This is a genomic window from Burkholderia sp. KL41, from assembly GCF_057005415.2.
Genome location: NZ_CM174446.1, coordinates 591,383 through 616,456 on the forward strand (window position 1 = coordinate 591,383; position 25,074 = coordinate 616,456).

The following is a 25,074-nucleotide window of genomic DNA, read 5'->3' on the forward strand; positions in this document are numbered from 1 at the left end:
CGCGATGGGAAACGAATTGCGGCATCGGACGGTGCTGTTGGATGAAGCGGTCGAGTCGCTCGTGACGCGGCCGGACGGCGTTTATGTCGACGGCACGTTCGGGCGCGGCGGTCATAGCCGCGCGGTGCTCGCGCGGCTGGCGACAGCCGGGCGGCTGATTGCGTTCGACAAGGACCCGCGAGCGATCGAGACGGCGCAGGGCATCGAGGATGCGCGCTTCTCGATCGTGCATGACAGCTTTGCATCGATGCGCGACGCGCTTGCGGCGCGCGGCGTCGAGAAGGTGTCGGGTGTGTTGCTGGACCTGGGCGTGTCCTCGCCGCAGGTGGACGATCCGGCGCGCGGCTTCAGCTTCCGCGCCGATGGCCCGCTGGACATGCGGATGGATCCGACGCGCGGCGAGTCGGCGGCGGAATGGCTCGCACGGGCTTCGGTGAAGGAATTGACGGAGGTGATACGGGATTATGGGGAAGAACGGTTTGCTTTTCAGATTGCAAAGGCGCTTGTTGCTCGCCGGGCAGAGTCCGACCGTCTTGGGCCTCTCGACACCACGGGCGAGCTTGCCCAAATCGTGGGTCACGTCGTCAAAACCCGTGAGAAGGGCAAGGATCCGGCAACCCGCACCTTTCAGGCTATACGGATTCACGTCAATCAAGAGCTTGCGGACCTGCAAGTCGTACTAGACGCGGCACTGTCGCTGCTGGAGCAAGGGGGGCGGCTGGTGGTCATCAGCTTTCATTCACTCGAGGACCGGATCGTCAAGCGATTCATGCAGGCGCACGCGAGTGCGCCTGCGGTCGATCGTCGCCTGCCGATCCGCGCCGTCGATCTCCCGAGCCCGCCGCTCAAGATCATCAGCCGCCAGTTTCCGAGTGAAGCGGAAGTCGCCGCGAACCCGCGCGCCCGCTCGGCCGTGATGCGCATTGCGGAGCGCGTCACGCCATGAGCCGCTTCAATATCTTCCTGCTGATCATCGTGATGGGCTGCGCGCTGTCGGTCGTCAATTCGACGAACCAGCAGCGCCAGATCTTCATCCAGCTGCAGCGCGCGCAGTCGCAGGAGCGTCAGCTCCAGCAGGACTACGCGCAGCTTCAATATCAGCAGAGCGCGCTGTCGAAGACGTCGCGCATCGAGCAGCTTGCGAACGATTCGCTGAAGATGCAGCCGATCTCGACCGGCCGCACGCAATACCTGACGCTGCCGCCGGGCGCGGCGAAGGCGATCGATGCGCCGATCCCGGCATCGGCGGACACGGCCGGCAAGGGCAAGGGAGGCGCGCGATGAAGCCGTCCCAGAAGCGCCAGAACGTGAAGTTCTCGTCGAGCCCGGTGCTGGGCGTGCATCTGCCGATGTGGCGCTCGAAGCTCGTCGTGTTCCTGCTGTTCATGGCGTTCGTCGCGCTGGCCGCGCGCGCGTTCTGGATCCAGGGGCCCGGCAACGCTTTCTACCAGAAGCAGGGCGAAAGCCGCTACCAGCGCACGCTCGAGCTGCCGGCGACGCGCGGCAAGATTCTCGACCGTAACGGGCTCGTGCTCGCGACGAGCCTGCCCGTGCGCGCGATCTGGGCGATTCCCGACGCGGTGCCGGACGATCTCGATGCCGACAAGGTCAACCAGCTCGGCAAGCTCCTCGGCATGACGTCGAAGGAGCTGCGCGTGAAGCTGTCGGAAGACAAGGGTTTCGTCTACGTGAAGCGCCAGGTGCCGATCGACGTCGCGGACAAGGTTGCCGCGCTCGACATTCCCGGTATCTATCAGCGCAACGAATACAAGCGCTTCTATCCGGAAGGCGAGATCACCGCTCACCTGATCGGCTTCACGAACGTCGAGGACGAAGGGCAGGAGGGCGTCGAGCTCGGCGACCAGAAGATGCTGTCCGGCACGTCGGGCGTGCGTCGCGTGATCAAGGACCGGCTGGGGCACATCGTCGAGGACGTCGCCGAGCAGATCCCGCCGCACAACGGCACCGACGTCGACCTGTCGATCGACAGCAAGATCCAGTACATCGCGTACGCGAACCTGAAGGCCGCCGTCGAGAAGTTCAAGGCGAAGGCCGGCGCGGCGATGGTCGTCGACGTGCGCACCGGCGAGGTGCTCGCGCTCGTCAACTACCCGACGTACAACCCGAACGACCGCTCGCGCATGACGGGCGAGCAGTTGCGCAACCGGATCATGACCGACGTGTTCGAGCCGGGCTCGATCATGAAGCCGTTTACGGTGTCGCTCGCGCTCGACCTGCACCGCGTGACGCCGAACACGCTCGTCGAGACGGGCAACGGGCATTTCGTGCTCGACGGCGCACCGATCACCGACGACGCGGGTTTCGGCACGCTGACGGTCGGCGGCGTGATCCAGAAGTCGAGCAACATCGGCGCGACGAAGATCGCGATGACGATGCGGCCCGAGGAAATGTGGAATATGTATACGAGCATCGGCCTCGGCCAGGCGCCGAAGGTCGGGTTCCCGGGCGCGGTGGCCGGCCGCCTGCGTCCGTGGAAGAGCTGGCGTCGCATCGAGCAGGCGACGATGTCGTACGGCTACGGCCTCTCGGTGTCGCTGTTCCAGCTTGCGCGCGCGTACACGGCGATCGCGCATGACGGCGAGCTGATGCCCGTGACCATTTTCAAGACCGACCCCAATCAGCCGGTCGTGGGCACGCAGGTATTCAACCCGACCACCGCCCGCGAAGTGCGCGCGATGCTGGAAACGGTGGTGGCGCCGGGCGGCACGTCGCCCGATGCGGCCGTGCCGGGCTATCGCGTCGGCGGCAAGAGCGGTACCGCGTACAAGCATGAGGGGCACGGCTACACGCGCAAGTACCGCGCGTCGTTCGTCGGGATGGCGCCGATGCCGAATCCGCGCATTGTCGTTGCGGTGTCGGTCGACGAGCCGACCGCCGGCAGCCACTTCGGCGGCCAGGTGTCCGGCCCCGTATTCTCGGCGATCGCCGGCGACACGATGCGTGCGCTGAACGTGCCGCCGAACATGCCGATCAAGCAGCTTGTCGTGTCTGACGATTCGCCGGCAGCACCTTCCGCAGCGGGGCCGCAAAAGCTGGCCGCGGGTGGCGGTGCGAAGCATATGATCGTGTCCAGCACGACGCGTAATTCACCAGGAGTTGTTCGATGAGCGCCGCTCGCAGTTCCCATCCGGCGCATCAGCAGATCGCAGCCGCGCTTGCGTGGCTGCATCAGCATGTGGCCCCTGCAGCGCAACTGCATGCCGACACGCGCAGCCTCAAGGCCGGCGACGTGTTTTTTGCCTATGCGGTCGACGGGGCCGACAACCGCGCTTTCATTGTCGATGCCGTCGCGCGCGGTGCGGCCGCCGTACTGTATCAGCCGGAAGGGCTGACTACGGCGCCGGCGGTGCCCGTTGCGCTGGCCGTGCCGGCGCTCGACCAGCTCGCCGGCGAGATCGCCAGCGGCTGGTACGGCAATCCGAGCGACAGCCTGCTTGCGGTGGGCGTGACCGGCACGAACGGCAAAACTTCGTGCACGCAATGGATCGCCGCCGCGCTGACGGCGCTGCACCAGCCGTGCGCGGTGATCGGCACGCTCGGCACCGGGATGCCCGGCCAGCTCGTGCCGACGGGGTTCACGACGCCCGACGCGCCGCAACTGCAGCGCAGTCTCGCGCAGTTGCGCGACGCGGGCGCGAAGGCCGTGGCGATGGAAGTGTCGTCGCACGCGCTGCACCAGGGGCGCGTGAACGGCACGGGTTTCGACATCGCGGTGTTTACGAACCTCACGCAGGATCACCTCGACTATCACAGCACGTTCGATGCGTACGAGGCCGCGAAGGCGAAGCTGTTCGCGTGGCGCGGCCTGCGCGCGGCAGTCGTCAACCGCGACGATGCAGCCGGTCGGCGCCTGCTCGAGAAGCTCGCCGGCCGCGTGCGTACGATCGCGTACGGGATCGGCGACGCACCGGCGCCTGACGCCGATCGCGAACTGGTCGCGCTCGACGTGCGTGCCACCGCGACCGGCACGGCGTTCCACCTGCGCTCGTCGTGGGGTGAAGCGGACGTCGAGGTCGGCACGCTCGGCACGTTCAACGTCAGCAACCTGCTCGCGGTGCTCGGCTCGCTGCTCGCGGCCGACCTGCCGTTCGACGCGGCGCTCGCCGAGATCGCGCGGCTCGAGTCCGTCAACGGACGGATGCAGCGGCTCGGCGGCCGGCTGCAGAACGACGAACCGCTCGTCGTGATCGACTATGCACACACGCCCGACGCGCTCGAAAAGACGCTCGACGCGCTGCGCCCGATCGCCACGGCGCGCGGCGGCCGGCTCGTCTGCATGTTCGGCTGCGGCGGCGATCGCGATGCGACGAAGCGCCCGCTGATGGGCGCGATCGCGGAGCGGCTCGCCGATGAAACCGTCGTCACGAGCGACAACCCGCGCAGCGAGGATCCGCAGCGCATCATCGACCAGATCGTCGCGGGCATGACCGCGGCCGATCACGCACGTCGTATCGAGGATCGCGCGAGCGCGATCCTGCAGGCCGTGCGCGGCGCCGCACGCGAGGATGTCGTCGTGCTGGCCGGCAAGGGCCACGAGGCCACGCAGGAAATCATGGGCAAGAAGCGTACGTTCTCCGACCAGGATCACGCGCGGCTCGCGCTGGCAGCACGCGCGACGCACGGCAAGGGAGGCGCCGAATGACGATGCTCAGCCTTGGCGAAGCCGCTCGCCTGATTCCCGGCGCAACCGTTCACGGCGATGCGGGCGTCACGTTCGACCGCGTGTCGACGGACAGCCGCACCGTCGGCCCCGGCGACCTGTTCGTCGCACTGAAAGGCGAGCGCTTCGACGCGCACGACTTCCTTGGCGATGTCGCTGCGCGCGGTGCGGCGGCGGCGCTCGTCGCGCACGTGCCGGCGGGCGTCACGATGCCGGCGATCGAAGGCGGCGAAACACGTGCCGCGCTCGGCGCACTGGCACATGGCTGGCGCAAACGATTCGCGCTGCCGCTCGTCGCGGTGACGGGCAGCAACGGCAAGACGACCGTCAAGGAAATGATCGCGTCGATCTTCGCGGCGGCGGTCGGCGCCGACGCGCGGCTCGCGACGTCCGGCAACCTGAACAACGACGTCGGCCTGCCGCTGACGCTGCTGCGCCTGTCGGCCGCACATCGTCTCGCGGTGATCGAGATCGGGATGAACCATCCGGGCGAGACCGAAGTCCTCGCGCGCCTCACGGCGCCGACGGTCGCGCTCGTCAACAACGCGCAGCGCGAGCACCAGGAGTTCATGGCGACGGTCGAAGCGGTCGCGCTCGAACATGCTGCCGTGATTCACGCGCTTCCGCCGGACGGCGTTGCGGTGTTCCCGGCCGACGACGCGTATGCGGGCATCTGGCGCGTCGCGGCGACCGGCAACCGGATCCTCGATTTCGCGCTGCACGACGCCGAACGGCAGAACGACGCGCAGGTCACGGGCCGTCTTCACGGCGGCGAACTCGCGATCGATACGCCCGCGGGCGCCGTCACGGTGCGGCTGCGCGCGCTCGGCGAGCACAACGCGCGCAACGCGCTGGCCGCCACGGCCGCGGCGCTGGGTGCCGGCGTCGCGCTGTCGGCGATCAAGCAGGGTCTCGAATCGTTCGAGCCGGTCAAGGGCCGGCTGCAGGTGAAGCAGGCGATCGCGGGCAGCCTCGCGGGTGCGACGGTCGTCGACGATACGTACAACGCGAATCCCGATTCGATGCGTGCCGCGATCGACGTGCTCGCCACGCAACCGGCGCCGCGCGTGCTGGTGATCGGCGACATGGGCGAGGTCGGCGACGAAGGGCCGGCTTTCCATCGCGAGGTCGGTGCATATGCGCGCGAGCGCGGGATCGACGCGCTGTTCGCGCTCGGCGACGCATCGCGTGATGCGTGCACGGCGTACGGCGACACGGCACGCCACTTCGACGACGTCGGCGCGCTTGTGGCGGCGCTGCTCGCGGCCGGTTACGGCGCGCAGGCGACGCTGCTCGTGAAGGGCTCGCGGTACATGAAGATGGAGCGCGTGGTCGACGCGCTGACGAACCAACCCGCGGCGGGCACGGCGCCCGCTGCACACTGAGTAGAAGGAAGGAAGCATGCTGCTGGCGCTGGCGCAATGGCTGCAAGGAGACGCAAGCTTTTTGCGCTTGTTCACGTACCTCACGTTCCGGGCGGTGATGGCCACCATCACCGCGCTCGGGATCGGGCTCGTGTGCGGACCGTGGGTGATCCGCAAGCTGACGCAAATGAAGGTCGGTCAGGCCGTGCGCAAGGACGGCCCGCAGACGCACCTCGTCAAGTCCGGCACGCCGACGATGGGCGGCGTGCTGATCCTGATCGGCATCGCGGTCGCGACGCTGCTGTGGGGCGACCTGACGAACCGTTTCATCTGGATCGTGATGCTCGTCACGTTCGGTTTCGGCGTGATCGGCTGGGTCGACGATTACCGCAAGGTCGTCCACAAGGACCCGCGCGGGATGTCGTCGCGCGAGAAGTATTTCTGGCAATCGGTGATCGGGCTGTTCGCGGCCGTCTACCTCGCCTTCAGCGTGTCCGAGGCGAACAACGTGCGCGTGTTCGACCTGTTCATGGCGTGGGTGAGGAGCGGCCTGTCGATGGGGCTGCCGGCACGCGCCGACCTGATGCTGCCGTTCCTGAAGTCGATCAGCTATCCGCTCGGCGTGTGGGGCTTCATCGTGCTGACGTACTTCGTGATCGTCGGCGCGAGCAACGCGGTGAACCTGACCGACGGCCTCGACGGCCTCGTGATCATGCCGGTCGTGCTCGTCGGCGCGTCGCTGGGTGTGTTCGCGTACGTGATGGGTAGCGCGGTTTATTCAAAATACCTGTTGTTCCCGCATATCCCGGGCGCGGGCGAACTGCTGATCTTCTGTTCCGCGATGGGCGGGGCAGGGCTCGCGTTCCTCTGGTACAACACGCACCCCGCGCAGGTGTTCATGGGCGACGTCGGCGCGCTGGCGCTCGGCGGCGCGCTCGGCACGGTCGCGGTGATCGTGCGCCAGGAAATCGTGCTGTTCATCATGGGCGGCATCTTCGTCGCGGAAACGCTGTCGGTGATGCTGCAGGTGTCGTGGTTCAAGTACACGAAAAAGCGCTACGGCGAAGGGCGGCGCCTGCTGAAGATGGCGCCGCTGCATCACCATTTCGAATTGTCCGGCTGGAAGGAAACGCAGGTGGTCGTGCGTTTCTGGATCATCACGCTGATGCTGTGCCTGTTCGGTCTGACCACCCTCAAGCTGCGGTAAAGGAAAGGTAACAAGGATGTCTGGCGAGATGTTTGGAGATCGGCAACGGCCGATGGTGCTCGTACTGGGGCTCGGGGAATCGGGTCTCGCGATCGCGCGATGGTGCGCGAGGCACGGGTGCCGGCTGCGCATTGCCGATACCCGCGAGGCGCCGCCGAACCTTGCCGCGCTGCAGGCCGAAGGCATCGATGCGGAATTCGTCGGCGGGGCGTTCACGCCTGCGCTGCTCGACGGCGGCATCGAGCTCGTCGGGTTGAGCCCCGGGCTGTCGCCGCTCGAACCGGCGCTCGCGGCGCTGGTCGCGGCCGCGAACGAGCGCGGCATCGCGGTGTGGGGCGAGCTGGAATTCTTCGCGCAGGCGCTGCGTGCGCTCGGCACGAGCGGCTACCAGCCGAAGGTGCTCGCGATCACGGGCACCAACGGCAAGACCACGACGACGAGCCTCACGGGCCTGCTGTGCCAGCGCTCGGGCAAGAAGGTCGCGGTCGCGGGCAACATCAGCCCGGCGATGCTCGACCGGCTCGCCGGCGCGATCGACGAAACCGCGCTGCCGGACGTATGGGTGCTCGAACTGTCGAGCTTCCAGCTCGAGACCGCGCGCACGTTCGCGCCCGATGCCGCCGCGATCCTGAACATCACGCAGGACCACCTCGACTGGCACGGCAGCTTCGAAGCGTACGCGCAGGCGAAGGGCCGGATCTTCGGCGCGACGACGACGCGCGTGCTGAACCGCGACGACGCGGCCGTGATGAAGTTCGCGCCGGCAGCCGGCGCGGCCGACGCGCCGCGTACGGTCACGTTCGGCCTGAACGAACCGGTGCAGGACGGCGACTACGGGCTGTCGCGCGACAACGGCATCGCGTGGCTGGTGGAAGCCGTCGATCGCGATGCACCGGACGAGGCGGCGACGACGAGCCGCCGGCGCAAGCGCGATGCCGCGCACACGCCCGACATCGCGCAGAAGCGCCTGATGCCGGCCGACGCACTGCGTATCCGCGGGCTGCACAACGCGGCGAACGCGCTGGCCGCATTCGCGCTCGCACGCGCGATCGACCTGCCGGCGGCGCCGCTGCTGCACGCGCTGCGCGAGTACCGCGGCGAAGCGCATCGCGTCGAAGTGATCGCGACGATCGACGACGTGGACTACGTCGACGACAGCAAGGGCACGAACGTCGGCGCGACGGTTGCCGCGCTCGACGGGCTCGCCCAGAAGATCGTGCTGATCGCGGGCGGGGACGGCAAGGGCCAGGACTTCGCGCCGCTGGTCGCGCCGGTCGCGCGCTGGTGCCGCGCGGTGATGCTGATCGGCCGTGACGCGCCGGCGATCCGCGACACGCTCGCCGAAACGGGCGTGCCGCTTGCCGACCACACGACGCTCGAAGGCGCGGTGCACGCGGCGGCCGACCTCGCCGAGCCGGGCGATGCGGTGTTGCTGTCGCCGGCATGCGCGAGCCTCGACATGTTCAGGAACTACGCCCATCGCGCGGATGTGTTCCGCGCGGCGGTCGACGAAATCGCCATCGACAAAGGAGCGACGCCATGAGCTGGTCCGATCGCCTCGTCTCCCGTTTCAACGATCGGCGCGACACCGGCGGCAATGCCGCGGGCGGCCGCGTCGCGTCGGCCACGCGCGCCGCGACCGGCGGCCTCGCGAGCGTCGTCAACGGCGTGCGCCCGAGCCGTTCGCGGATGCTCGACTTCGACTACTCGCTGCTGTGGGTCGCGATCGCGCTGCTCGGGCTCGGCGTCGTGATGGTGTATTCGGCGTCGATCGCGATGCCCGATTCGCCGAAATACGCGGCGTATCACGATTACGCGTTCCTGATGCGCCACTGCGTGTCGCTCGTCGTCGCGTTCATCGCGGCGGTGATCGCGTTCCGGGTGCCGGTGTCGACGTGGGACAAATACGCACCGCATCTCTTTCTGATCGCGCTGGTCGGCCTCGTGATCGTGCTGATCCCGCACGTCGGCAAGGGCGTGAACGGCGCGCGCCGCTGGATTCCGCTCGGCATCACGAACATGCAGCCGTCGGAAATCATGAAGCTCGCGGTGACGATCTACGCGGCGAACTACACGGTGCGCAAGCAGGAATACATGCAGAGCTTCGCGAAGGGCTTCCTGCCGATGGCGTTCGCGGTCGGCCTGGTCGGTGCGCTGCTGCTGCTCGAGCCGGACATGGGCGCATTCATGGTCGTCGCGGCGATCGCGATGGGCGTGCTGTTCCTCGGCGGCGTGAACGGCAAGCTGTTCGGCGGCCTCGTCGCGACGGCGGTCGGCACCTTCACGATGCTCGTATGGCTGTCGCCGTGGCGTCGCGAGCGGATCTTCGCGTACCTCGATCCGTGGGACGAGCGCTACGCGCAGGGCAAGGCATACCAGCTCACGCACTCGCTGATCGCGTTCGGACGCGGCGAGTGGTTCGGTGTCGGCCTCGGCGGCAGCGTCGAGAAGCTGAACTACCTGCCGGAAGCGCATACCGACTTCATCCTCGCGGTGATCGGCGAGGAACTCGGTTTCGTCGGCGTGCTGGTCGTGATCCTGCTGTTCTACTGGATCGTGCGCCGCGCGTTCGAGATCGGCCGCCAGGCACTCGCACTCGATCGCACGTTCGCGGGCCTGATGGCGAAGGGCATCGGCATCTGGTTCGGCGCGCAGACCTTCATCAACATGGGCGTGAACCTCGGGCTGCTGCCGACCAAGGGCCTGACGCTGCCGCTCGTGAGCTACGGCGGCTCCGGCATTCTGCTGAACTGCGTGGCGCTCGCGGTGCTGCTGCGGGTCGACTATGAAAACCGGGTGCTGATGCGCGGAGGGAAGGTATGACCGCGTCGCAACGCACGCTGATGGTGATGGCAGGCGGCACCGGGGGCCATGTGTTCCCGGGGCTCGCGGTCGCGCACCGGATGGAGGCGGCGGGCTGGCGCGTCGTGTGGCTCGGCAATCCGGCCGGGATGGAAGCGACGCTCGTGCCGAAGCACGGCATTCCGATGGAATACGTGCGGTTCGGCGGGCTGCGCGGCAAGGGTCTGAAGACCAAGCTGACGCTGCCGTTCAACCTGCTGCGCGCATGCGGGCAGAGCCTCGCCGCGCTGCGCCGCGTGCGGCCCGACGTCGTGCTCGGGATGGGCGGCTACATCACGTTCCCGGCGGGTGTGATGACGGCGCTGTCGGGGCGTCCGCTCGTGCTGCATGAACAGAATTCGATCGCGGGCCTGACGAACAAGGTGCTCGCGAAATTCGCGAAACGCGTGCTCGTCGCGTTCCCCGGCGCGCTGCCGCACGCGGAATGGACCGGAAACCCGATTCGCGCGGAACTTGCCGGCACCGAAGCGCCCAAAGCACGCTACGCATCGCGCAGCGGCCCGCTGAACGTGCTGGTCGTCGGCGGCAGCCTCGGTGCGGCCGCGCTGAACGAAGTCGTGCCGCGCGCGCTGGCGATGCTGACGCCGGGTGAACGCCCGCGCATCGTGCATCAGGCCGGCGCGAAGCACATCGACGCGCTGAAGGCGAATTACGAAGCGGCCGGTTTCGCGGCCGGCGAAGACGTGCGGCTCGTGCCGTTCATCGACGACATGGCGGCCGCGTATGCGGCGGCGGATCTCGTGATCTGCCGGTCGGGCGCGATGACGGTGTCGGAGATCGCGGCGGTGGGCGTGGCGGCGCTGTTCGTGCCGTTCCCGTACGCAGTCGACGATCACCAGACGAGCAACGCCGCGTTCCTCGCCGATGCGGGCGCGGCCGTGCTGGTGCAACAACGCGACCTGTCGGCGGAACTGCTCGCCGACTGGCTGCGCGGCCAGTCGCGGGCATCGCTCGCGGACATGGCGGAACGTTCGCGCTCGCTGGCGAAGCCCGAAGCCACCGACGAAGTCGCGCGCGTGTGCGCGACGGCGGCCGGCGCGAACCTGGAAATATTGCAATGAAACACATCGTCAAACACATTCATTTCGTCGGGATCGGCGGCGCGGGCATGAGCGGCATCGCCGAAGTGCTCGTCAACCTCGGCTACGAGGTCAGCGGCTCGGATCTCTCGCGTAACGCAGTGACCGATCGACTCCAGGCGCTCGGCGCACGGATCGCGATCGGCCACGACGCGGCGAACATCGAGGGCGCGAACGCGGTCGTCGTATCGACGGCCGTACGCTCGGACAACCCGGAAGTGCTGGCCGCGCGCGCGAAGCGCGTGCCGATCGTGCAGCGCGCGGTGATGCTGGCGGAATTGATGCGGCTGAAGCAGGGGATCGCGATCGCCGGCACGCACGGCAAGACCACCACGACGAGCCTCGTCGCGAGCGTGCTCGCCGCGGGCGGCCTCGACCCGACCTTCGTGATCGGCGGGCGGCTGATCAGCGCCGGCGCGAACGCGCGGCTCGGCACGGGCGACTTCATCGTCGCCGAGGCCGACGAGTCGGACGCTTCGTTCCTGAACCTGTATCCGGTGATCGAAGTCATCACGAACATCGATGCCGACCACATGGACACCTACGGCCACGATTTCGCGCGGCTCAAGCAGGCGTTCATCGAATTCACGCAGCGCCTGCCGTTCTACGGCAGCGCGGTCGTGTGCGTCGACGATCCGAACGTGCGGCAGATCATCCCGTTCATCTCGAAGCCGGTCGTGCGCTACGGGCTGTCGCCGGACGCGCAGGTGCGCGCGGAAGACATCGACGCGCGCGATGGCCGCATGCACTTCACGGTGATCCGCGAAGGTCGCGCGCCGCTTGCGGTCGTACTGAACATGCCGGGCCTGCACAACGTGCAGAACGCGCTCGCGGCGATCGCGATCGCAACCGACCTCGGCGTGACGGATGACGCGATCCAGCAGGCGCTGGCCGAATTCAACGGCGTCGGCCGGCGTTTCCAGCGCTACGGCGAGGTGCCGACCGCTGACGGCGGCCAGTACACGCTGATCGACGACTACGGCCATCACCCGGTCGAGATGGCCGCGACGATCGCGGCCGCGCGCGGCGCGTTCCCGGGGCGTCGCCTCGTGCTGGCGTTCCAGCCGCACCGCTACACGCGCACGCGCGATTGCTTCGACGATTTCGTCAACGTGCTGTCGACGGTCGATGCGCTGGTGCTGACGGAAGTCTACGCGGCCGGCGAGGCCGCGATCTTGACCGCCAACGGCGAAGCGCTGTCGCGCGCGCTACGCACGGCTGGAAAGGTTGACCCGGTGTTCGTCGCGACGGTCGACGACGTGCCGGACGCATTGGCGAAGGTCGCGCAGAACGGCGACGTGGTGATCACGATGGGCGCGGGTTCGATCGGCGGCGTGCCGGCGAAGGTCGCGCAGCACACTCAACAGAAGGCATGACATGAGCGGGATTGATCCGAAACGTTTCGGCAAGGTGGCGGTGTTGTTCGGCGGCGAGTCCTCGGAGCGCGAGGTCTCGCTCACGTCCGGCCAGCTCGTGCTGCAGGGCCTGCGCGACGCAGGCATCGACGCGCACCTGTTCGACCCGGCCGAGCGCCCGCTGGCGGCGCTGAAGGACGAAGGGTTCGTGCGTGCGTTCAACGCGCTGCACGGCGGTTACGGCGAGAACGGCCAGATCCAGGGCGCGCTCGATTTCTACGGGATCCGTTACACGGGCAGCGGTGTGCTCGGGTCGGCGCTCGGCCTCGACAAGTTCCGCACGAAGCTCGTCTGGCAGCAGACGGGCGTGCCGACGCCGCCGTTCGAGACAGTGCTGCGCGGCGACGACCTCGCGGCGCGCGCGACGGACATCGTCGCGAAGCTCGGCCTGCCGCTGTTCGTGAAGCCGGCGAGCGAGGGCTCGAGCGTCGCGGTGCTGAAGGTGAAGACGGCCGATGCGCTGCCGGCTGCGCTTGAGGAAGCCGCGAAGCACGACCCGATCGTGATCGTCGAGAAGAGTATCGAAGGCGGCGGCGAATACACCGCATGCATCGCCGGCGATCTCGACCTGCCGGTGATCAAGATCGTGCCGGCCGGCGAGTTCTACGACTATCACGCGAAGTACATCGCCAACGACACGCAATACCTGATCCCGTGCGGGCTGCCCGCCGACAAGGAAGCGGAGCTCAAGCGCGTCGCGCGCCGCGCGTTCGACGTGCTCGGCTGCACCGACTGGGGCCGCGCGGACTTCATGCTCGACGCCGACGGCAATGCGTACTTCCTGGAAGTGAACACCGCGCCGGGCATGACCGACCACTCGCTGCCGCCGAAGGCCGCGCGCGCGGTCGGCATCAGCTATTCGGAGCTGGTCGTGAAGGTGCTGTCGCTCACGCTCAACGACTGACGCAGGAACGGAACGACGTATGTGGAACAACGTTCGCCAACTCAACCTTGCCGCCAGCGCGCTGTACGCGCTGCTGCTGCTCGTGTTGGCGGCGGCCGGTTGCTACTGGCTGATCCAGCGCCCGACGTTCGCGTTGCGGGAAATCCGGATCGACGGCGACACCGAGCACATCAATTCGCCGACGGTGCGCGCGGGCGTGGTCGGCCGGCTGAAGGGCAATTTCTTCACGGTCGATCTCGACGCCGCGCGCGCCGCGTTCGAGCAGATGCCCTGGGTGCGCCATGCGAGCGTGCGCCGGGTGTGGCCGAATGCGCTGGCTGTCACGCTCGAGGAGTACAAACCGCTCGGGACCTGGGGCAGCGACCAGCTCGTGAGCGTCGACGGCGAGCTGTTCACCGCGAACCAGGGCGAGCTGGATCAGGAACTGCCGGCGTTCGACGGCCCGGAGGGCAGTGCGAAGGAAGTCGTCACGCGGTATCGCGACTTCGGGAAATGGTTTGCGCCGCTGAAGGCGGCGCCGGAAGAAGTGACGCTGTCGGCGCGGTACGCGTGGACGGTGAAGCTGTCGAACGGCATGCAGGTCGAGCTGGGCAAGGAACGCAACAGCGAATCGCTGCATGACCGGAGCCAGCGTCTGGTCGCCGCCTGGCCGGCGGTCACGGAGCGCTGGGGCAACGACATCGAGTACGCGGACCTGCGTTATCCGAACGGATTCGCGATTCGCGCGGCAGGCATGCGGTTCCTGACCGATACCGACAAGCGCAAGAAGTAACGAGAGATCACACGCAAGAGCACTTTATGAGCAAAGACTACAAGGATCTGCTGGTTTCCCTCGACATCGGCACGTCGAAGGTGGTGGCCATCGTCGCCGAGCTGAAGGGCGAAGGTCACTACGAGGTGATCGGTCTCGGCCAGAGCGAGTCGAAGGGTCTGAAGAAAGGTGTGGTGGTCAACATCGAGGCCACCGTGCAGTCGATCCAGCGCGCGCTCGAGGAAGCCGAGCTGATGGCGGACTGCAAGATCACCAACGTGTTCACGGGGATCGCCGGCAGCCACATCCGCAGCTTCAACTCGAGCGGGATGGTCGCGATCAAGGACAAGGAAGTCACGCAGACCGACGTCGCGCGCGTGATCGAGACCGCGAAGGCGATCAACATCCCGACCGACCAGCAGGTGCTGCACATCCTCACGCAGGAATTCATCATCGACGGCCAGGAAGACGTGCGCGAGCCGATCGGGATGAGCGGCATCCGCCTCGAGGTGAAGGTGCACATCGTGACGGGCGCGGTGAGCGCCGCGCAGAACATCGTCAAGTGCGTGCGCCGCTGCGGGCTGGAAGTGAACGACCTGATCCTGCAGCCGCTCGCGTCGTCGCTGGCGGTGCTGACGGAAGACGAGAAGGATCTCGGCGTGGTGCTGGTCGACATCGGCGGCGGCACGACGGACATCGCGATCTTCGCCGAAGGCGCGATCCGCCACACCGCGGTGATTCCGATCGCCGGCGACCAGATCACGAGCGACATCGCGATGGCGCTGCGCACGCCGACGCCGGATGCGGAAGACATCAAGGTCGGCTACGGGATCGCGAAGCAGGCGCTCGCCGATCCGGACGAAATGGTGGAAGTGCCGGGCCTCGGCGAACGCGGCCCGCGCACGCTGTCGCGCCAGGCGCTCGCGGCCGTGATCGAACCGCGCGTCGAGGAACTGTTCTCGCTCGTGCAGCAGGTCGTGCGCGAATCCGGTTACGAAGAACTCCTGAGCTCCGGCGTGGTCATTACCGGCGGTGCGTCGATGATGCCCGGCATGGTCGAGCTCGGCGAAGACATTTTCCTGAAACCGGTGCGCATCGGCGCGCCGGAGTATGCAGGCGGCCTTTCCGACGTCGTGCGCAATCCGCGCTACTCGACGGCGATGGGGCTGCTCGTCGAAGGCAGTGCCCAGCGCATGCGCGGCCGCAAGGTCGCCGTGCAGTCCGGCAACGCGGGGCAGGTGTTCTCGCGGATGAAGGAATGGTTCCTGAGCAACTTCTGACAAACCGAATCTCGAAATTCGCGCTGGTGCCGGCGGCTGGCGCGCGACAGGGGGTTGCCCGATCTCCTGCCGAATAACGGCCGATTAGCAGTTTTTCTCTTGACGGAGGCAACATGGAATTCGAAATGCTGGAAACCGAGACCAACGGCACCATCATCAAGGTGGTCGGCGTTGGCGGCGCTGGCGGCAATGCCGTCCAGCACATGATCAACCGCGGCGTGCAGGGCGTCGATTTCATCGTGATGAACACGGATGCGCAGGCGCTGTCGCGTTCGCGCGCGTCGTCGGTGATCCAGCTCGGCAACACGGGCCTCGGCGCCGGTGCGAAGCCGGAAATGGGCCGTGCGGCAGCGGAAGAAGCGCGTGAGCGCATCGCCGACGCACTGCGCGGCGCGCACATGGTGTTCATCACGGCCGGCATGGGCGGCGGGACGGGCACGGGCGCGGCACCGGTGGTCGCGCAGATCGCGAAGGAGATGGGCATCCTGACGGTCGGTGTCGTCAGCAAGCCGTTCGAGTTCGAAGGCGGCAAGCGCATGCGCGTCGCTGAAGCAGGTTCGCAGCAACTGGAGGATCACGTCGACTCGCTGATCGTCGTGCTGAACGACAAGCTGTTCGACGTGATGGGCGACGACGCCGAGATGGACAAGTGCTTCCAGTGCGCGGACGACGTGTTGAACAACGCGGTTGCAGGCATCGCTGAAATCATCAACGTCGATGGCCTCGTGAACGTCGACTTCGAAGACGTGAAGACGGTGATGGGCGAGCAGGGCAAGGCGATGATGGGCACGGCGACGGTCGCCGGCGTCGATCGCGCGCGCCTCGCGGCGGAACAGGCCGTGGCGAGCCCGCTGCTCGAAGGCGTCGATCTGTCGGGCGCGCGCGGCGTGCTGGTCAACATCACGTCGAGCCGTTCGCTGCGCCTGTCGGAAACGCGCGAAGTGATGAACACGATCAAGAGCTACGCGGCGGAAGATGCGACGGTGATCTTCGGTGCGGTGTACGACGACGCGATGGGCGATGCGTTGCGCGTGACGGTCGTGGCAACGGGTCTGGGCCGTGCGGCGAAGAAGCAGCAGTCGGCACCGATGACGCTGCTGCGCACGGGTACGGACAACCAGCCGGTCAGCGCGGTGTCGCACGGCTATGCACCGGCGCATCACGTCAGCACGGCCGACTACGGCGCACTCGATACGCCGGCGGTGTGGCGCAATTCGCGTGAAACCGCGGCATCGCACGTGCAGGCGCTGCAGGAGAAGGGTGTCGACACGTACGACATCCCGGCTTTCCTGCGCAAGCAGGCTGACTGACGCAAACACAGGCGAAGCCGCGGCGAAACTGCCGCGGTATCGCCGGCGTGACGGATGCTACGGACCACGACAGGCCGCGTCGGCTGCGACGCCGGGCCGGGAAACGTGCCCTCTCCGCAGAAGCGGGGCGGGATGGGCCGTGCTGTCCGCGACACGCTGAAAAACCGTATCGCTATGAGGGACCAGCCATGATTCAAGTGGGCGACGCGCTGCCCGACGCGCAACTGTTCGAGTACATCGACGACGCGCGCGAAGGGTGCACGCTGGGGCCGAACGCCTGCAGCGTGCGCGATCAGGTTGCGGGAAAGCGGGTGGTGATCTTCGGATTGCCGGGCGCTTTCACGCCGACCTGTTCGGCGCAGCATGTGCCGGGCTACGTCGAACACGCCGAGCAACTGCGCGCGGCGGGTATCGACGAGATCTGGTGCGTGTCCGTCAACGACGCATTCGTGATGGGCGCATGGGGACGTGATCTGCACACCGCGGGCAAGGTGCGCATGATGGCGGACGGCAGCGCGGCTTTCACTCATGCGCTGGGGCTGACACAGGATTTGTCCGCGCGTGGCATGGGGATTCGTTCCCTGCGTTACGCGATGGTGATTGACGGCGGTGTGGTCAAGACGCTGGCCGTCGAGGCGCCGGGCAAATTCGAAGTGAGCGATGCGGCGAGTGTTCTCGCGACGTTGACGTCCTGATCGTGCGGTGCGCCGTTGCCTGCCGGCAACGCTGCTCACCGGCCTCAGGGCAGTTGTAACACGGGCTGATGACCGGAAACGCCTCCGTTCCGGGCATCGGCCCGTCCCGTATCGGCAGGGGTAAACAGCCGAAACAGATTGATACGCAGTTTCAAACTGCGTTGAATAGGGAATTACGCTATAATCCCTCCTATCGAATATAACTCCTGATTGATATATTCAATCACGACGAAGAACATCATGCTGAAGCAGCGCACCATCAAATCCATCGTGAAGACCGTGGGTATCGGTGTCCACTCGGGCCGCAAGATCGAGCTGACGCTCCGTCCCGCCGCACCGGGCACGGGCATCGTGTTCTCCCGCGTCGACCTTCCCACGCCCGTCGACATTCCCGCCGCGGCGACGTCGATCGGCGATACGCGGCTCGCGTCGGTGCTGCAGAAGGATGGCGTGCGTGTGTCGACCGTCGAGCACCTGATGTCGGCATGTGCCGGCCTCGGCATCGACAACCTCTATGTCGACGTGACGGCCGAGGAAATCCCGATCATGGACGGCAGCGCGGCGACCTTCGTGTTCCTGATCCAGTCCGCCGGGATCGAGGAGCAGAACGCGCCGAAGCGTTTCGTCAAGGTGAAGAAGACGGTCGAAATCCGTGACGGCGACAAGTTCGCGCGTCTCGATCCGTACTTCGGCTTCAAGCTGAAATTCTCGATCGACTTCCGTCACCCGGCCGTCGACAAGACCGGCCAGGAGCTCGAGGTCGATTTCGCGAATACGTCGTATGTGCGCGAGATCGCGCGCGCACGCACGTTCGGCTTCGCGCACGAGGCCGAGATGCTGCGCGAGATGGGCCTCGCCCGCGGCGGCAGCATGGAAAATGCGATCGTGCTCGACGAGTACCGCATCCTGAACAACGACGGGCTGCGCTACGACGACGAGTTCGTGAAGCACAAGATGCTCGACGCGATCGGCGATCTGTACGTGATCGGTCATCCGCTGCTGGCGTCGTACACGGCGTACAAGTCGGGCCACGGGCTGAACAACGCGCTGCTGCGCGAGCTGCTCGCGAACGAAGATGCGTACGAGATCGTCACGTTCGACGATCCGCAAGCCGCGCCGAAGGGTTTCGCGTTCGACGCGCAGACGGCCTTCGCCTGAACTGCGTTCGGCGCAAGCAACAAAAAAGCAGCCTTCGGGCTGCTTTTTTGTTGGCCGGACGATGCCGGCGGCGCAAGCCGTCAGCGCGGCTTTGCGCCGTGCCGGGCCGCCATCCGCGCAAGCGCGGCCTGCAGCGGCGACGGTTCGAGATGGTCGGCCAGATCCCGCAACGCGGCCGCGCCGACCGACGTCATCCGCGCCTGCTTCACGTGCGGCGGCTCCGGCGCATCCTTCGGGCGCACGCGCACGCGCAGCGTCGAGACCGGCCAGCCGCGCTTTTGCAGATCGCCGAGCAGCCGCGGCTCGACCTGCCGCAGCCGCGCGGCCAGCGCGTTGTGCGCGGCAAAGAGGGTCAGGGTGCCGTCCTTCACGAAGCCGGGTTCGACGTGGTTCGCAAGGTAATCGGGCAGGAGCGCGGCAAGATCGCGCTGCAGCGACGCGATTTGCTCGACGCCGGCGCGCAGTGCCGCGAACGCGTCGGTGCGGCCGAGCACTTCGGACACGGGTTGCGGGCGATAGGCGGCGAGCGGGCCGAAACGCTTGGAAAATCGGTTCATCGAGACATTCTTCGGGCGCGCACGCGCGCGGACGTTGACGCCGATTGTACCCGCGCGGGCCCGTGCACGGGCGGCTTTCGCCCCGTGGGCCCGGCCGTCGGCGCGCAGTGCCCGTCCGGCCGAGACACGGGCGCGCGCTTCCCCGCGTGCTAAAATTCGACGTTTGAGTCCACTAATTCGCTAAGCCGCCGAGGCTCGGGCGTCGGGGCGCGCAACACGCGCCGGGCGCCGGTGCTGCGACGCAGGATCCGATCCGATGACAACCGGTTTTCTCCAGAAAATTTTTGGCAGCCGCAACCAGCGGCTCGTCAAGCAATACCAAAAGACCGTCACGACGATCAATGCGCTCGAAACGCAGATCGAGAAGCTGACGGACGACCAGTTGCGCGGCAAGACGGACGAATTCCGCCAGCGGGTCGCGGCCGGCGAGTCGCTCGACAAGCTGCTGCCCGAGGCGTTCGCGGTCTGTCGCGAGGCCAGCCGTCGCGTGCTGAAGATGCGGCACTTCGACGTGCAGATGATCGGCGGCATGGTGCTCCACTACGGCAAGATCGCGGAAATGCGCACCGGCGAGGGCAAGACGCTCGTCGCGACGCTGCCCGTGTACCTGAACGCGCTGGCCGGCCGCGGCGTGCACGTCGTGACCGTCAACGATTACCTCGCGCAGCGCGACGCCGAATGGATGGCGCGCCTCTACAACTTCCTCGGTCTGTCGGTCGGCATCAACCTGTCCGGCATGGAGCACGACCAGAAGCAGCAGGCCTACGCGGCGGACATCACGTACGGCACGAACAACGAGTTCGGCTTCGACTACCTGCGCGACAACATGGTCTACGAGACCGACGCGCGCGTGCAGCGGGCACTGAACTTCGCGGTCGTCGACGAAGTGGACTCGATCCTGATCGACGAAGCGCGCACGCCGCTGATCATTTCGGGCCAGGCCGAGGATCACACCGAGCTGTACGTGCGGATGAACGCACTGCCGCCGCTGCTCGAGCGCCAGATCGGCGAAGAGAAGGCCGACGGCACGGGTGTCGAGAAGCCGGGCGACTACACGCTCGACGAGAAGGCCCGCCAGGTGTTCCTGACGGAATCGGGCCACGAGAAGGCCGAGCGCCTGCTCGCCGAATGGGGCCTGATCGGCGAGGGCGAGAGCCTGTACGCGCCGCAGAACATCACGCTGATGCACCACGTGTACGCGGCGCTGCGCGCACACACGCTGTTCCACAAGGATCAGCACTACGTCGTGCAGAACGGCGAAGTGGTCATCGTCGACGAATTCACGGGCCGCCTGATGGCCGGCCGCCGCTGGTCCGACGGCCTGCACCAGGCAGTCGAGGCGAAGGAACACGTGAAGATCCAGAGCGAGAACCAGACGCTCGCGTCGATCACGTTCCAGAACTACTTCCGGATGTACGCGAAACTCGCGGGCATGACCGGTACCGCGGACACCGAAGCGTACGAATTCAACGAGATCTACGGTCTCGAGACGGTCGTGATCCCGACCAATCGCCCGCCGAAGCGGATCGACAAGCAGGACCAGATCTACAAGACGGCCAAGGAGCGCTACGACGCGGTGATCCGCGACATCCGCGAATGCCACGAGCGCGGCCAGCCGGTGCTGGTCGGCACGACGTCGATCGAGAACTCGGAACTGCTGTCGCACCTGCTGAAGCAGGCCGGGCTGCCGCATGAGGTACTGAACGCGAAGCAGCACGAGCGCGAAGCGGCGATCGTCGCGGAAGCCGGCCGTCCGAAGCGCGTCACGATCGCGACCAACATGGCCGGCCGCGGTACCGACATCGTGCTCGGCGGCAATGCCGAGAAGCAGGCCGCGTTCATCGAGGCCGACGACGCGATCCCGGCCGACGAAAAGGCGCGCCGCATCCAGCAGTTGCACGACGAGTGGGAAACGCTGCACGAGCAGGTGAAGGCCGCTGGCGGCCTGCACATCATCGGCACCGAGCGCCACGAATCGCGCCGGATCGACAACCAGCTGCGCGGCCGTGCGGGCCGCCAGGGCGATCCGGGCTCGTCGCGCTTCTACCTGTCGCTCGACGATCCGCTGCTGCGCATCTTCGCGGGCGACCGCGTGCGTTCGATCATGGATCGCCTGAAGATGCCGGAAGGCGAGGCGATCGAGGCCGGCATCGTCACGCGCTCGATCGAGTCCGCGCAGCGCAAGGTCGAAGCGCGCAACTTCGACATCCGCAAGCAGCTGCTCGAATACGACGACGTGTCGAACGACCAGCGCAAGGTCATCTACCAGCAGCGCAACGAGCTGCTCGAAGCGCACGACATCACCGAGACGATCTCCGCGATGCGTCACGGCGTGATCGCCGAAGTCGTCCGCCAGTTCGTGCCGGAAGGCAGCATCGAGGAGCAGTGGGACGTGCCCGAGCTCGAGGAAGCGCTGCGCAACGACTGGCAGCTCGACCTCGCGATCCAGGAAATGGTGAACGAGTCGTCGTCGATTACGGCCGAGGAGATTCTCGACGCCGTGATGACGGCCGCCGACGAGCAGTACGAGGCGAAGGTCGCGATGGTCGGCCGCGAATCGTTCAGCGCGTTCGAGCGCTCGGTGATGCTGCAGACGGTCGACCGCCTGTGGCGCGAGCACCTCGCGGCGCTCGACCATCTGCGCCAGGGCATCCACCTGCGCGGCTATGCGCAGAAGAACCCGAAGCAGGAATACAAGCGCGAAGCGTTCGAACTGTTCGCCGCGATGCTCGAGGCGATCAAGCAGGAAGTCACGCGCGTCGTGATGAACGTGCAGATCCAGTCGCCGGAACAGCTCGAGGAAGCGGCCGAGCAGATCGAGGAGCGCGCAGGTCACCTCGAGAACGTCGAGTACCAGCACGCCGACTATGCGGAAACCGGTGCGCCGGTGGCGAACGTCACGGCTGCCGCGGCGGCCACGGCAACGGCCGACATGGTCGGCAGCGCGATGACGCACAGCGGCCCCGGCGGCGAAATGCCGAAGGTCGGCCGCAACGACCCGTGCCCGTGCGGCAGCGGCAAGAAGTACAAGCAATGTCACGGGAAGCTGTCATGATCGGCGGCGGCGCGCGTGACGCGTGCCGCGTCGTTCGCAGCTTCGAGTCAGTGATGTGAGTTGTGGCGGCCCGCGTGGGGCCGCCGGTTCTTCCAATCGATGCCGGCACGTGCCGGCATTTTCCATCCGGCAGGTGTGCCCCATGGCTGTCAATTTTCCGTCGATCGATCCCGCCCAACTGCATCCCGTCGCCGGCGTCACGCTCGGCTGGGCGGAAGCGAACATCCGCAAGCCGAATCGCAAGGACGTGCTGGTCATCTCCGTCGACGAGGGCGCGACGGTCGCGGGCGTATTCACCGAAAACCGTTTCTGCGCAGCGCCGGTCACCGTCTGCCGCGAGCATCTGGCGAAGGTGCGCGCGGGCGGCGCGGGCATCCGCGCGCTGGTCGTGAATACGGGCAATGCAAATGCGGGCACCGGCGAGCCGGGCCTCGTGAACGCACGCGAGACCTGCACGGAACTCGCGCGTCTCGCGGGCATCGAGCCGGCGCAGGTGCTGCCGTTCTCGACCGGCGTGATCCTCGAGCCGCTGCCGATCGACCGCCTGAAGGCCGGGCTGCCGGCCGCGCTCGCGAACCGCAAGGCCGCGAACTGGTTCGACGCCGCGCAGGCGATCATGACGACCGATACGCTGCCGAAGGCCACGTCCCGCCAGGTGACGATCGACGGTCACACGGTCACGCTGACGGGCATCAGCAAGGGCGCCGGCATGATCAAGCCGAACATGGCGACGATGCTGGGCTTCCTCGCGTTCGACGCGAACGTCGCGCAGCCGGTGCTCGACACGCTCGTGAAGGAAGTGGCCGACCGCTCGTTCAACTGCATCACGATCGACGGCGACACGTCGACGAACGACTCGTTCGTCCTGATCGCGTCGGGCAAGAGCACGCTGCCGGCGATCACGTCGACGGATTCGCCGGCCTATGCGGCGCTGCGCGATGCGGTGACGGAAGTCGCGCAGGTGCTGTCGCAGCTGATCGTGCGCGATGGCGAAGGTGCGACGAAATTCATGACGGTGCAGGTCGAAGGCGGCAAGAGCGTCGCGGAATGCCGCCAGATCGCTTACGCGATCGGCCATTCGCCGCTCGTGAAGACCGCCTTCTATGCATCCGACCCCAACCTCGGCCGGATTCTCGCGGCGATCGGCTATGCGGGCGTCGCGGATCTCGACGTCGGCAAGATCGACCTCTATCTCGACGATGTGCTCGTCGCGAAGGCGGGCGGCCGCAACCCGGCTTACCAGGAAGAGGACGGCCAGCGCGTGATGAAGCAGAGCGAAATCACGATCCGCGTGCTGCTTGGCCGCGGCGACGCACAGGCCACCATCTGGACGTGCGACCTGTCGCACGACTACGTGAGCATCAACGCGGATTACCGCTCCTGATCGGGAGTGCCTGAACGACATGGACAAGCTTGAACAGTTTCTGACGCGCGCGGAAGCGCTGCTCGGTCGTCTCGAGGGGATGTTGCCGCCCGCGCAGGCAGCGGTCGACTGGAATGCCGCACACGCATTCCGCTGGCGCAAGCGCCAGGGGCGCGGTTATCTGCAGCCGGTGCCGGCCGTGTCGTCGATCACGCTCGACGACCTCCACAACATCGATCGCCAGAAAGGGCTGATCGACCAGAACACGCGGCAGTTCGTGCAGCAGAAGCCGGCGAACAACGTGCTGCTGACCGGCGCGCGCGGTACCGGCAAGTCGTCGCTGATCAAGGCGTGCCTGAACGCGTATGCGAAGGACGGGCTGCGTCTGATCGAAGTCGACAAGGACGACCTGCACGATCTCGGCGACATCGTCGACCTGATCTCGCAGCGTCCCGAGCGCTTCATCGTGTTCTGCGACGACCTGTCGTTCGAGGAAGGCGAGTCGGGCTACAAGGCGCTGAAGGTGGCGCTCGACGGCTCGATCGCCGCGCAGTCGGACAACGTGCTGATCTACGCGACGTCGAACCGCCGCCATCTGCTGCCCGAGTACATGAGCGACAACGAGACGTACAAGCATCTCCCGGACGGCGAGATTCACCCCGGCGAAGTCGTCGAGGAGAAGATCTCGCTGTCGGAGCGCTTCGGTCTGTGGGTCAGCTTCTATCCGTTCAAGCAGGACGACTATCTCGACATCGTCGGGCACTGGCTGCGTCATTTCGGTTGCCCGGATGCGGAGATCGAGTCCGCACGCGGCGATGCGCTCGTGTGGGCGCTCGAGCGCGGCTCGCGGTCGGGGCGCGTCGCGTGGCAGTTTGCGCGGGACTGGTCGGGTCGCAAGGAGCAAGCATGAGCGCGGATCTCGCACAAGGCGCCGTACGCGCGCCCGATGGCCGCAAGGTGACGGAAGTGGCGGTCGGCGTGATGGTGCAGCCTGATGGCCCGGTCGGCCGCTGCCGCTATCTGCTTGCGCAGCGGCTGCAAGGCAAACCGTACGAAGGCTACTGGGAATTTCCGGGCGGCAAGCTGGAGGCCGGCGAAAGCGTCGAGGACGCGCTTGCGCGCGAACTGCACGAGGAACTCGGCATCCAGGTCACGGCCAGCCATCGCTGGCACACGCTCGAGCACGATTATCCGCATGCCTATGTGCGGCTCTATTTCTGCAAGGTGACGGGCTGGACGGGCGAGCCGCACAGCAAGGAAGGGCAGGCGTTCGTGTGGCAGCAACTGCCGGTCGAGGTCGCGCCGTTGCTGCCGGCCGCGCTGCCGGTGCTTGAACTGCTCGAGAAGGAAGCCGCGTCGATCTGACGCCACGATGGCCTGCCGGAAAGGCGGG

At 66.9% G+C, this 25,074-nt stretch carries 21 protein-coding genes; 20 read left to right on the plus strand and 1 reads right to left on the minus strand.

Annotation, left to right across the window (positions count from 1 at the left end; translation table 11 throughout):
• The first annotated feature begins 4 nt into the window (after nt 1-4).
• The 16 genes from rsmH (at nt 5) to lpxC (ending at nt 18,706) form a co-directional block, all read left to right on the plus strand.
• Nucleotides 5-946, plus strand: coding sequence for a 16S rRNA (cytosine(1402)-N(4))-methyltransferase RsmH (gene rsmH / locus PQB87_RS02875; protein WP_489242540.1), 942 nt, complete (start codon nt 5-7; stop codon nt 944-946).
• Complete coding sequence (gene ftsL, locus PQB87_RS02880) at nt 943-1,284, plus strand: cell division protein FtsL (RefSeq protein ID WP_021159919.1); 342 nt, start codon at nt 943-945, stop codon at nt 1,282-1,284. The genes rsmH and ftsL overlap by 4 nt, the downstream gene beginning before the upstream one ends.
• A complete protein-coding gene (locus PQB87_RS02885) occupies nt 1,281-3,128 on the plus strand; it encodes a peptidoglycan D,D-transpeptidase FtsI family protein (RefSeq protein WP_027788455.1) in 1,848 nt (615 codons plus the stop codon). Before ftsL ends, PQB87_RS02885 begins: the two co-directional genes overlap by 4 nt.
• Entirely contained in the window at nt 3,125-4,663 is a 1,539-nt protein-coding gene (locus tag PQB87_RS02890; RefSeq protein WP_111941447.1) for a UDP-N-acetylmuramoyl-L-alanyl-D-glutamate--2,6-diaminopimelate ligase, read from the plus strand. Before PQB87_RS02885 ends, PQB87_RS02890 begins: the two co-directional genes overlap by 4 nt.
• On the plus strand, nt 4,660-6,066 hold the full coding sequence (locus tag PQB87_RS02895) for a UDP-N-acetylmuramoyl-tripeptide--D-alanyl-D-alanine ligase (RefSeq protein WP_489242541.1): 1,407 nt from the start codon (nt 4,660-4,662) through the stop codon (nt 6,064-6,066). The genes PQB87_RS02890 and PQB87_RS02895 overlap by 4 nt, the downstream gene beginning before the upstream one ends.
• Nucleotides 6,067-6,082: 16 nt before the next feature.
• A complete protein-coding gene (mraY, locus tag PQB87_RS02900) occupies nt 6,083-7,252 on the plus strand; it encodes a phospho-N-acetylmuramoyl-pentapeptide-transferase (protein ID WP_006477019.1) in 1,170 nt (389 codons plus the stop codon).
• 28 nt (nt 7,253-7,280) lie between these two features.
• Complete coding sequence (gene murD, locus PQB87_RS02905; protein ID WP_027788452.1) at nt 7,281-8,795, plus strand: UDP-N-acetylmuramoyl-L-alanine--D-glutamate ligase; 1,515 nt, start codon at nt 7,281-7,283, stop codon at nt 8,793-8,795.
• Nucleotides 8,792-10,075 carry a putative lipid II flippase FtsW gene (ftsW, locus tag PQB87_RS02910; RefSeq protein WP_021159916.1) on the plus strand — a complete coding sequence of 428 codons (1,284 nt, stop codon included), beginning with the start codon at nt 8,792-8,794 and terminating at the stop codon, nt 10,073-10,075. The genes murD and ftsW overlap by 4 nt, the downstream gene beginning before the upstream one ends.
• Nucleotides 10,072-11,175, plus strand: a complete 1,104-nt coding sequence (murG, locus tag PQB87_RS02915) for an undecaprenyldiphospho-muramoylpentapeptide beta-N-acetylglucosaminyltransferase (RefSeq protein ID WP_489242542.1) — start codon at nt 10,072-10,074, stop codon at nt 11,173-11,175. The genes ftsW and murG overlap by 4 nt, the downstream gene beginning before the upstream one ends.
• Nucleotides 11,172-12,569, plus strand: coding sequence for a UDP-N-acetylmuramate--L-alanine ligase (gene murC, locus PQB87_RS02920; protein WP_489242543.1), 1,398 nt, complete (start codon nt 11,172-11,174; stop codon nt 12,567-12,569). Before murG ends, murC begins: the two co-directional genes overlap by 4 nt.
• Nucleotide 12,570: 1 nt before the next feature.
• A complete protein-coding gene (locus PQB87_RS02925; RefSeq protein ID WP_021159913.1) occupies nt 12,571-13,512 on the plus strand; it encodes a D-alanine--D-alanine ligase in 942 nt (313 codons plus the stop codon).
• A gap of 19 nt (nt 13,513-13,531) precedes the next feature.
• Nucleotides 13,532-14,284, plus strand: coding sequence for a cell division protein FtsQ/DivIB (locus PQB87_RS02930; protein ID WP_021159912.1), 753 nt, complete (start codon nt 13,532-13,534; stop codon nt 14,282-14,284).
• Between the two features lie 26 nt (nt 14,285-14,310).
• Complete coding sequence (gene ftsA / locus PQB87_RS02935; protein ID WP_006487138.1) at nt 14,311-15,543, plus strand: cell division protein FtsA; 1,233 nt, start codon at nt 14,311-14,313, stop codon at nt 15,541-15,543.
• 113 nt (nt 15,544-15,656) lie between these two features.
• The gene (ftsZ, locus tag PQB87_RS02940; RefSeq protein WP_021159911.1) at nt 15,657-16,853 is read left to right on the plus strand and encodes a cell division protein FtsZ; all 1,197 of its coding nucleotides are present in this window, start codon (nt 15,657-15,659) and stop codon (nt 16,851-16,853) included.
• A 188-nt stretch (nt 16,854-17,041) separates the two neighbouring features.
• Nucleotides 17,042-17,548: a peroxiredoxin gene (locus tag PQB87_RS02945; RefSeq protein ID WP_027788450.1), complete on the plus strand. Its 507-nt coding sequence runs from the start codon at nt 17,042-17,044 to the stop codon at nt 17,546-17,548.
• A gap of 240 nt (nt 17,549-17,788) precedes the next feature.
• Nucleotides 17,789-18,706: a UDP-3-O-acyl-N-acetylglucosamine deacetylase gene (gene lpxC, locus PQB87_RS02950; RefSeq protein WP_027788449.1), complete on the plus strand. Its 918-nt coding sequence runs from the start codon at nt 17,789-17,791 to the stop codon at nt 18,704-18,706.
• A gap of 80 nt (nt 18,707-18,786) precedes the next feature.
• Here the strand turns inward: lpxC and PQB87_RS02955 are convergent, their stop codons facing one another.
• Nucleotides 18,787-19,263, minus strand: a complete 477-nt coding sequence (locus PQB87_RS02955; protein ID WP_021159908.1) for a DciA family protein — start codon at nt 19,261-19,263, stop codon at nt 18,787-18,789.
• 256 nt (nt 19,264-19,519) lie between these two features.
• Here PQB87_RS02955 and secA point away from each other — a divergent pair, with 256 nt between their 5' ends.
• The 4 genes from secA to PQB87_RS02975 all read left to right on the plus strand — a co-directional run bounded on the left by secA (nt 19,520) and on the right by PQB87_RS02975 (nt 25,046).
• Entirely contained in the window at nt 19,520-22,318 is a 2,799-nt protein-coding gene (secA, locus tag PQB87_RS02960; protein ID WP_059687200.1) for a preprotein translocase subunit SecA, read from the plus strand.
• Between the two features lie 142 nt (nt 22,319-22,460).
• A complete protein-coding gene (gene argJ, locus PQB87_RS02965; protein ID WP_489242545.1) occupies nt 22,461-23,702 on the plus strand; it encodes a bifunctional glutamate N-acetyltransferase/amino-acid acetyltransferase ArgJ in 1,242 nt (413 codons plus the stop codon).
• A gap of 19 nt (nt 23,703-23,721) precedes the next feature.
• The gene (locus PQB87_RS02970; protein WP_021159904.1) at nt 23,722-24,591 is read left to right on the plus strand and encodes an ATP-binding protein; all 870 of its coding nucleotides are present in this window, start codon (nt 23,722-23,724) and stop codon (nt 24,589-24,591) included.
• Nucleotides 24,588-25,046, plus strand: coding sequence for an NUDIX domain-containing protein (locus PQB87_RS02975; protein WP_059687199.1), 459 nt, complete (start codon nt 24,588-24,590; stop codon nt 25,044-25,046). Before PQB87_RS02970 ends, PQB87_RS02975 begins: the two co-directional genes overlap by 4 nt.
• The last annotated feature ends 28 nt before the right edge of the window (nt 25,047-25,074 follow it).

Excerpts from the sequence above, each read along its gene's own strand:
- rsmH (WP_489242540.1), top strand. The coding sequence starts at position 5 with ATGGGAAACGAATTGCGGCATCGGACGGTGCTGTTGGATGAAGCGGTC.
- ftsL (WP_021159919.1), top strand. The coding sequence starts at position 943 with ATGAGCCGCTTCAATATCTTCCTGCTGATCATCGTGATGGGCTGCGCG.
- PQB87_RS02885 (WP_027788455.1), top strand. The coding sequence starts at position 1,281 with ATGAAGCCGTCCCAGAAGCGCCAGAACGTGAAGTTCTCGTCGAGCCCG.
- PQB87_RS02890 (WP_111941447.1), top strand. The coding sequence starts at position 3,125 with ATGAGCGCCGCTCGCAGTTCCCATCCGGCGCATCAGCAGATCGCAGCC.
- PQB87_RS02895 (WP_489242541.1), top strand. The coding sequence starts at position 4,660 with ATGACGATGCTCAGCCTTGGCGAAGCCGCTCGCCTGATTCCCGGCGCA.
- mraY (WP_006477019.1), top strand. The coding sequence starts at position 6,083 with ATGCTGCTGGCGCTGGCGCAATGGCTGCAAGGAGACGCAAGCTTTTTG.
- murD (WP_027788452.1), top strand. The coding sequence starts at position 7,281 with ATGTTTGGAGATCGGCAACGGCCGATGGTGCTCGTACTGGGGCTCGGG.
- ftsW (WP_021159916.1), top strand. The coding sequence starts at position 8,792 with ATGAGCTGGTCCGATCGCCTCGTCTCCCGTTTCAACGATCGGCGCGAC.
- murG (WP_489242542.1), top strand. The coding sequence starts at position 10,072 with ATGACCGCGTCGCAACGCACGCTGATGGTGATGGCAGGCGGCACCGGG.
- murC (WP_489242543.1), top strand. The coding sequence starts at position 11,172 with ATGAAACACATCGTCAAACACATTCATTTCGTCGGGATCGGCGGCGCG.
- PQB87_RS02925 (WP_021159913.1), top strand. The coding sequence starts at position 12,571 with ATGAGCGGGATTGATCCGAAACGTTTCGGCAAGGTGGCGGTGTTGTTC.
- PQB87_RS02930 (WP_021159912.1), top strand. The coding sequence starts at position 13,532 with ATGTGGAACAACGTTCGCCAACTCAACCTTGCCGCCAGCGCGCTGTAC.
- ftsA (WP_006487138.1), top strand. The coding sequence starts at position 14,311 with ATGAGCAAAGACTACAAGGATCTGCTGGTTTCCCTCGACATCGGCACG.
- ftsZ (WP_021159911.1), top strand. The coding sequence starts at position 15,657 with ATGGAATTCGAAATGCTGGAAACCGAGACCAACGGCACCATCATCAAG.
- PQB87_RS02945 (WP_027788450.1), top strand. The coding sequence starts at position 17,042 with ATGATTCAAGTGGGCGACGCGCTGCCCGACGCGCAACTGTTCGAGTAC.
- lpxC (WP_027788449.1), top strand. The coding sequence starts at position 17,789 with ATGCTGAAGCAGCGCACCATCAAATCCATCGTGAAGACCGTGGGTATC.
- PQB87_RS02955 (WP_021159908.1), bottom strand. The coding sequence starts at position 19,263 with ATGAACCGATTTTCCAAGCGTTTCGGCCCGCTCGCCGCCTATCGCCCG.
- secA (WP_059687200.1), top strand. The coding sequence starts at position 19,520 with ATGACAACCGGTTTTCTCCAGAAAATTTTTGGCAGCCGCAACCAGCGG.
- argJ (WP_489242545.1), top strand. The coding sequence starts at position 22,461 with ATGGCTGTCAATTTTCCGTCGATCGATCCCGCCCAACTGCATCCCGTC.
- PQB87_RS02970 (WP_021159904.1), top strand. The coding sequence starts at position 23,722 with ATGGACAAGCTTGAACAGTTTCTGACGCGCGCGGAAGCGCTGCTCGGT.
- PQB87_RS02975 (WP_059687199.1), top strand. The coding sequence starts at position 24,588 with ATGAGCGCGGATCTCGCACAAGGCGCCGTACGCGCGCCCGATGGCCGC.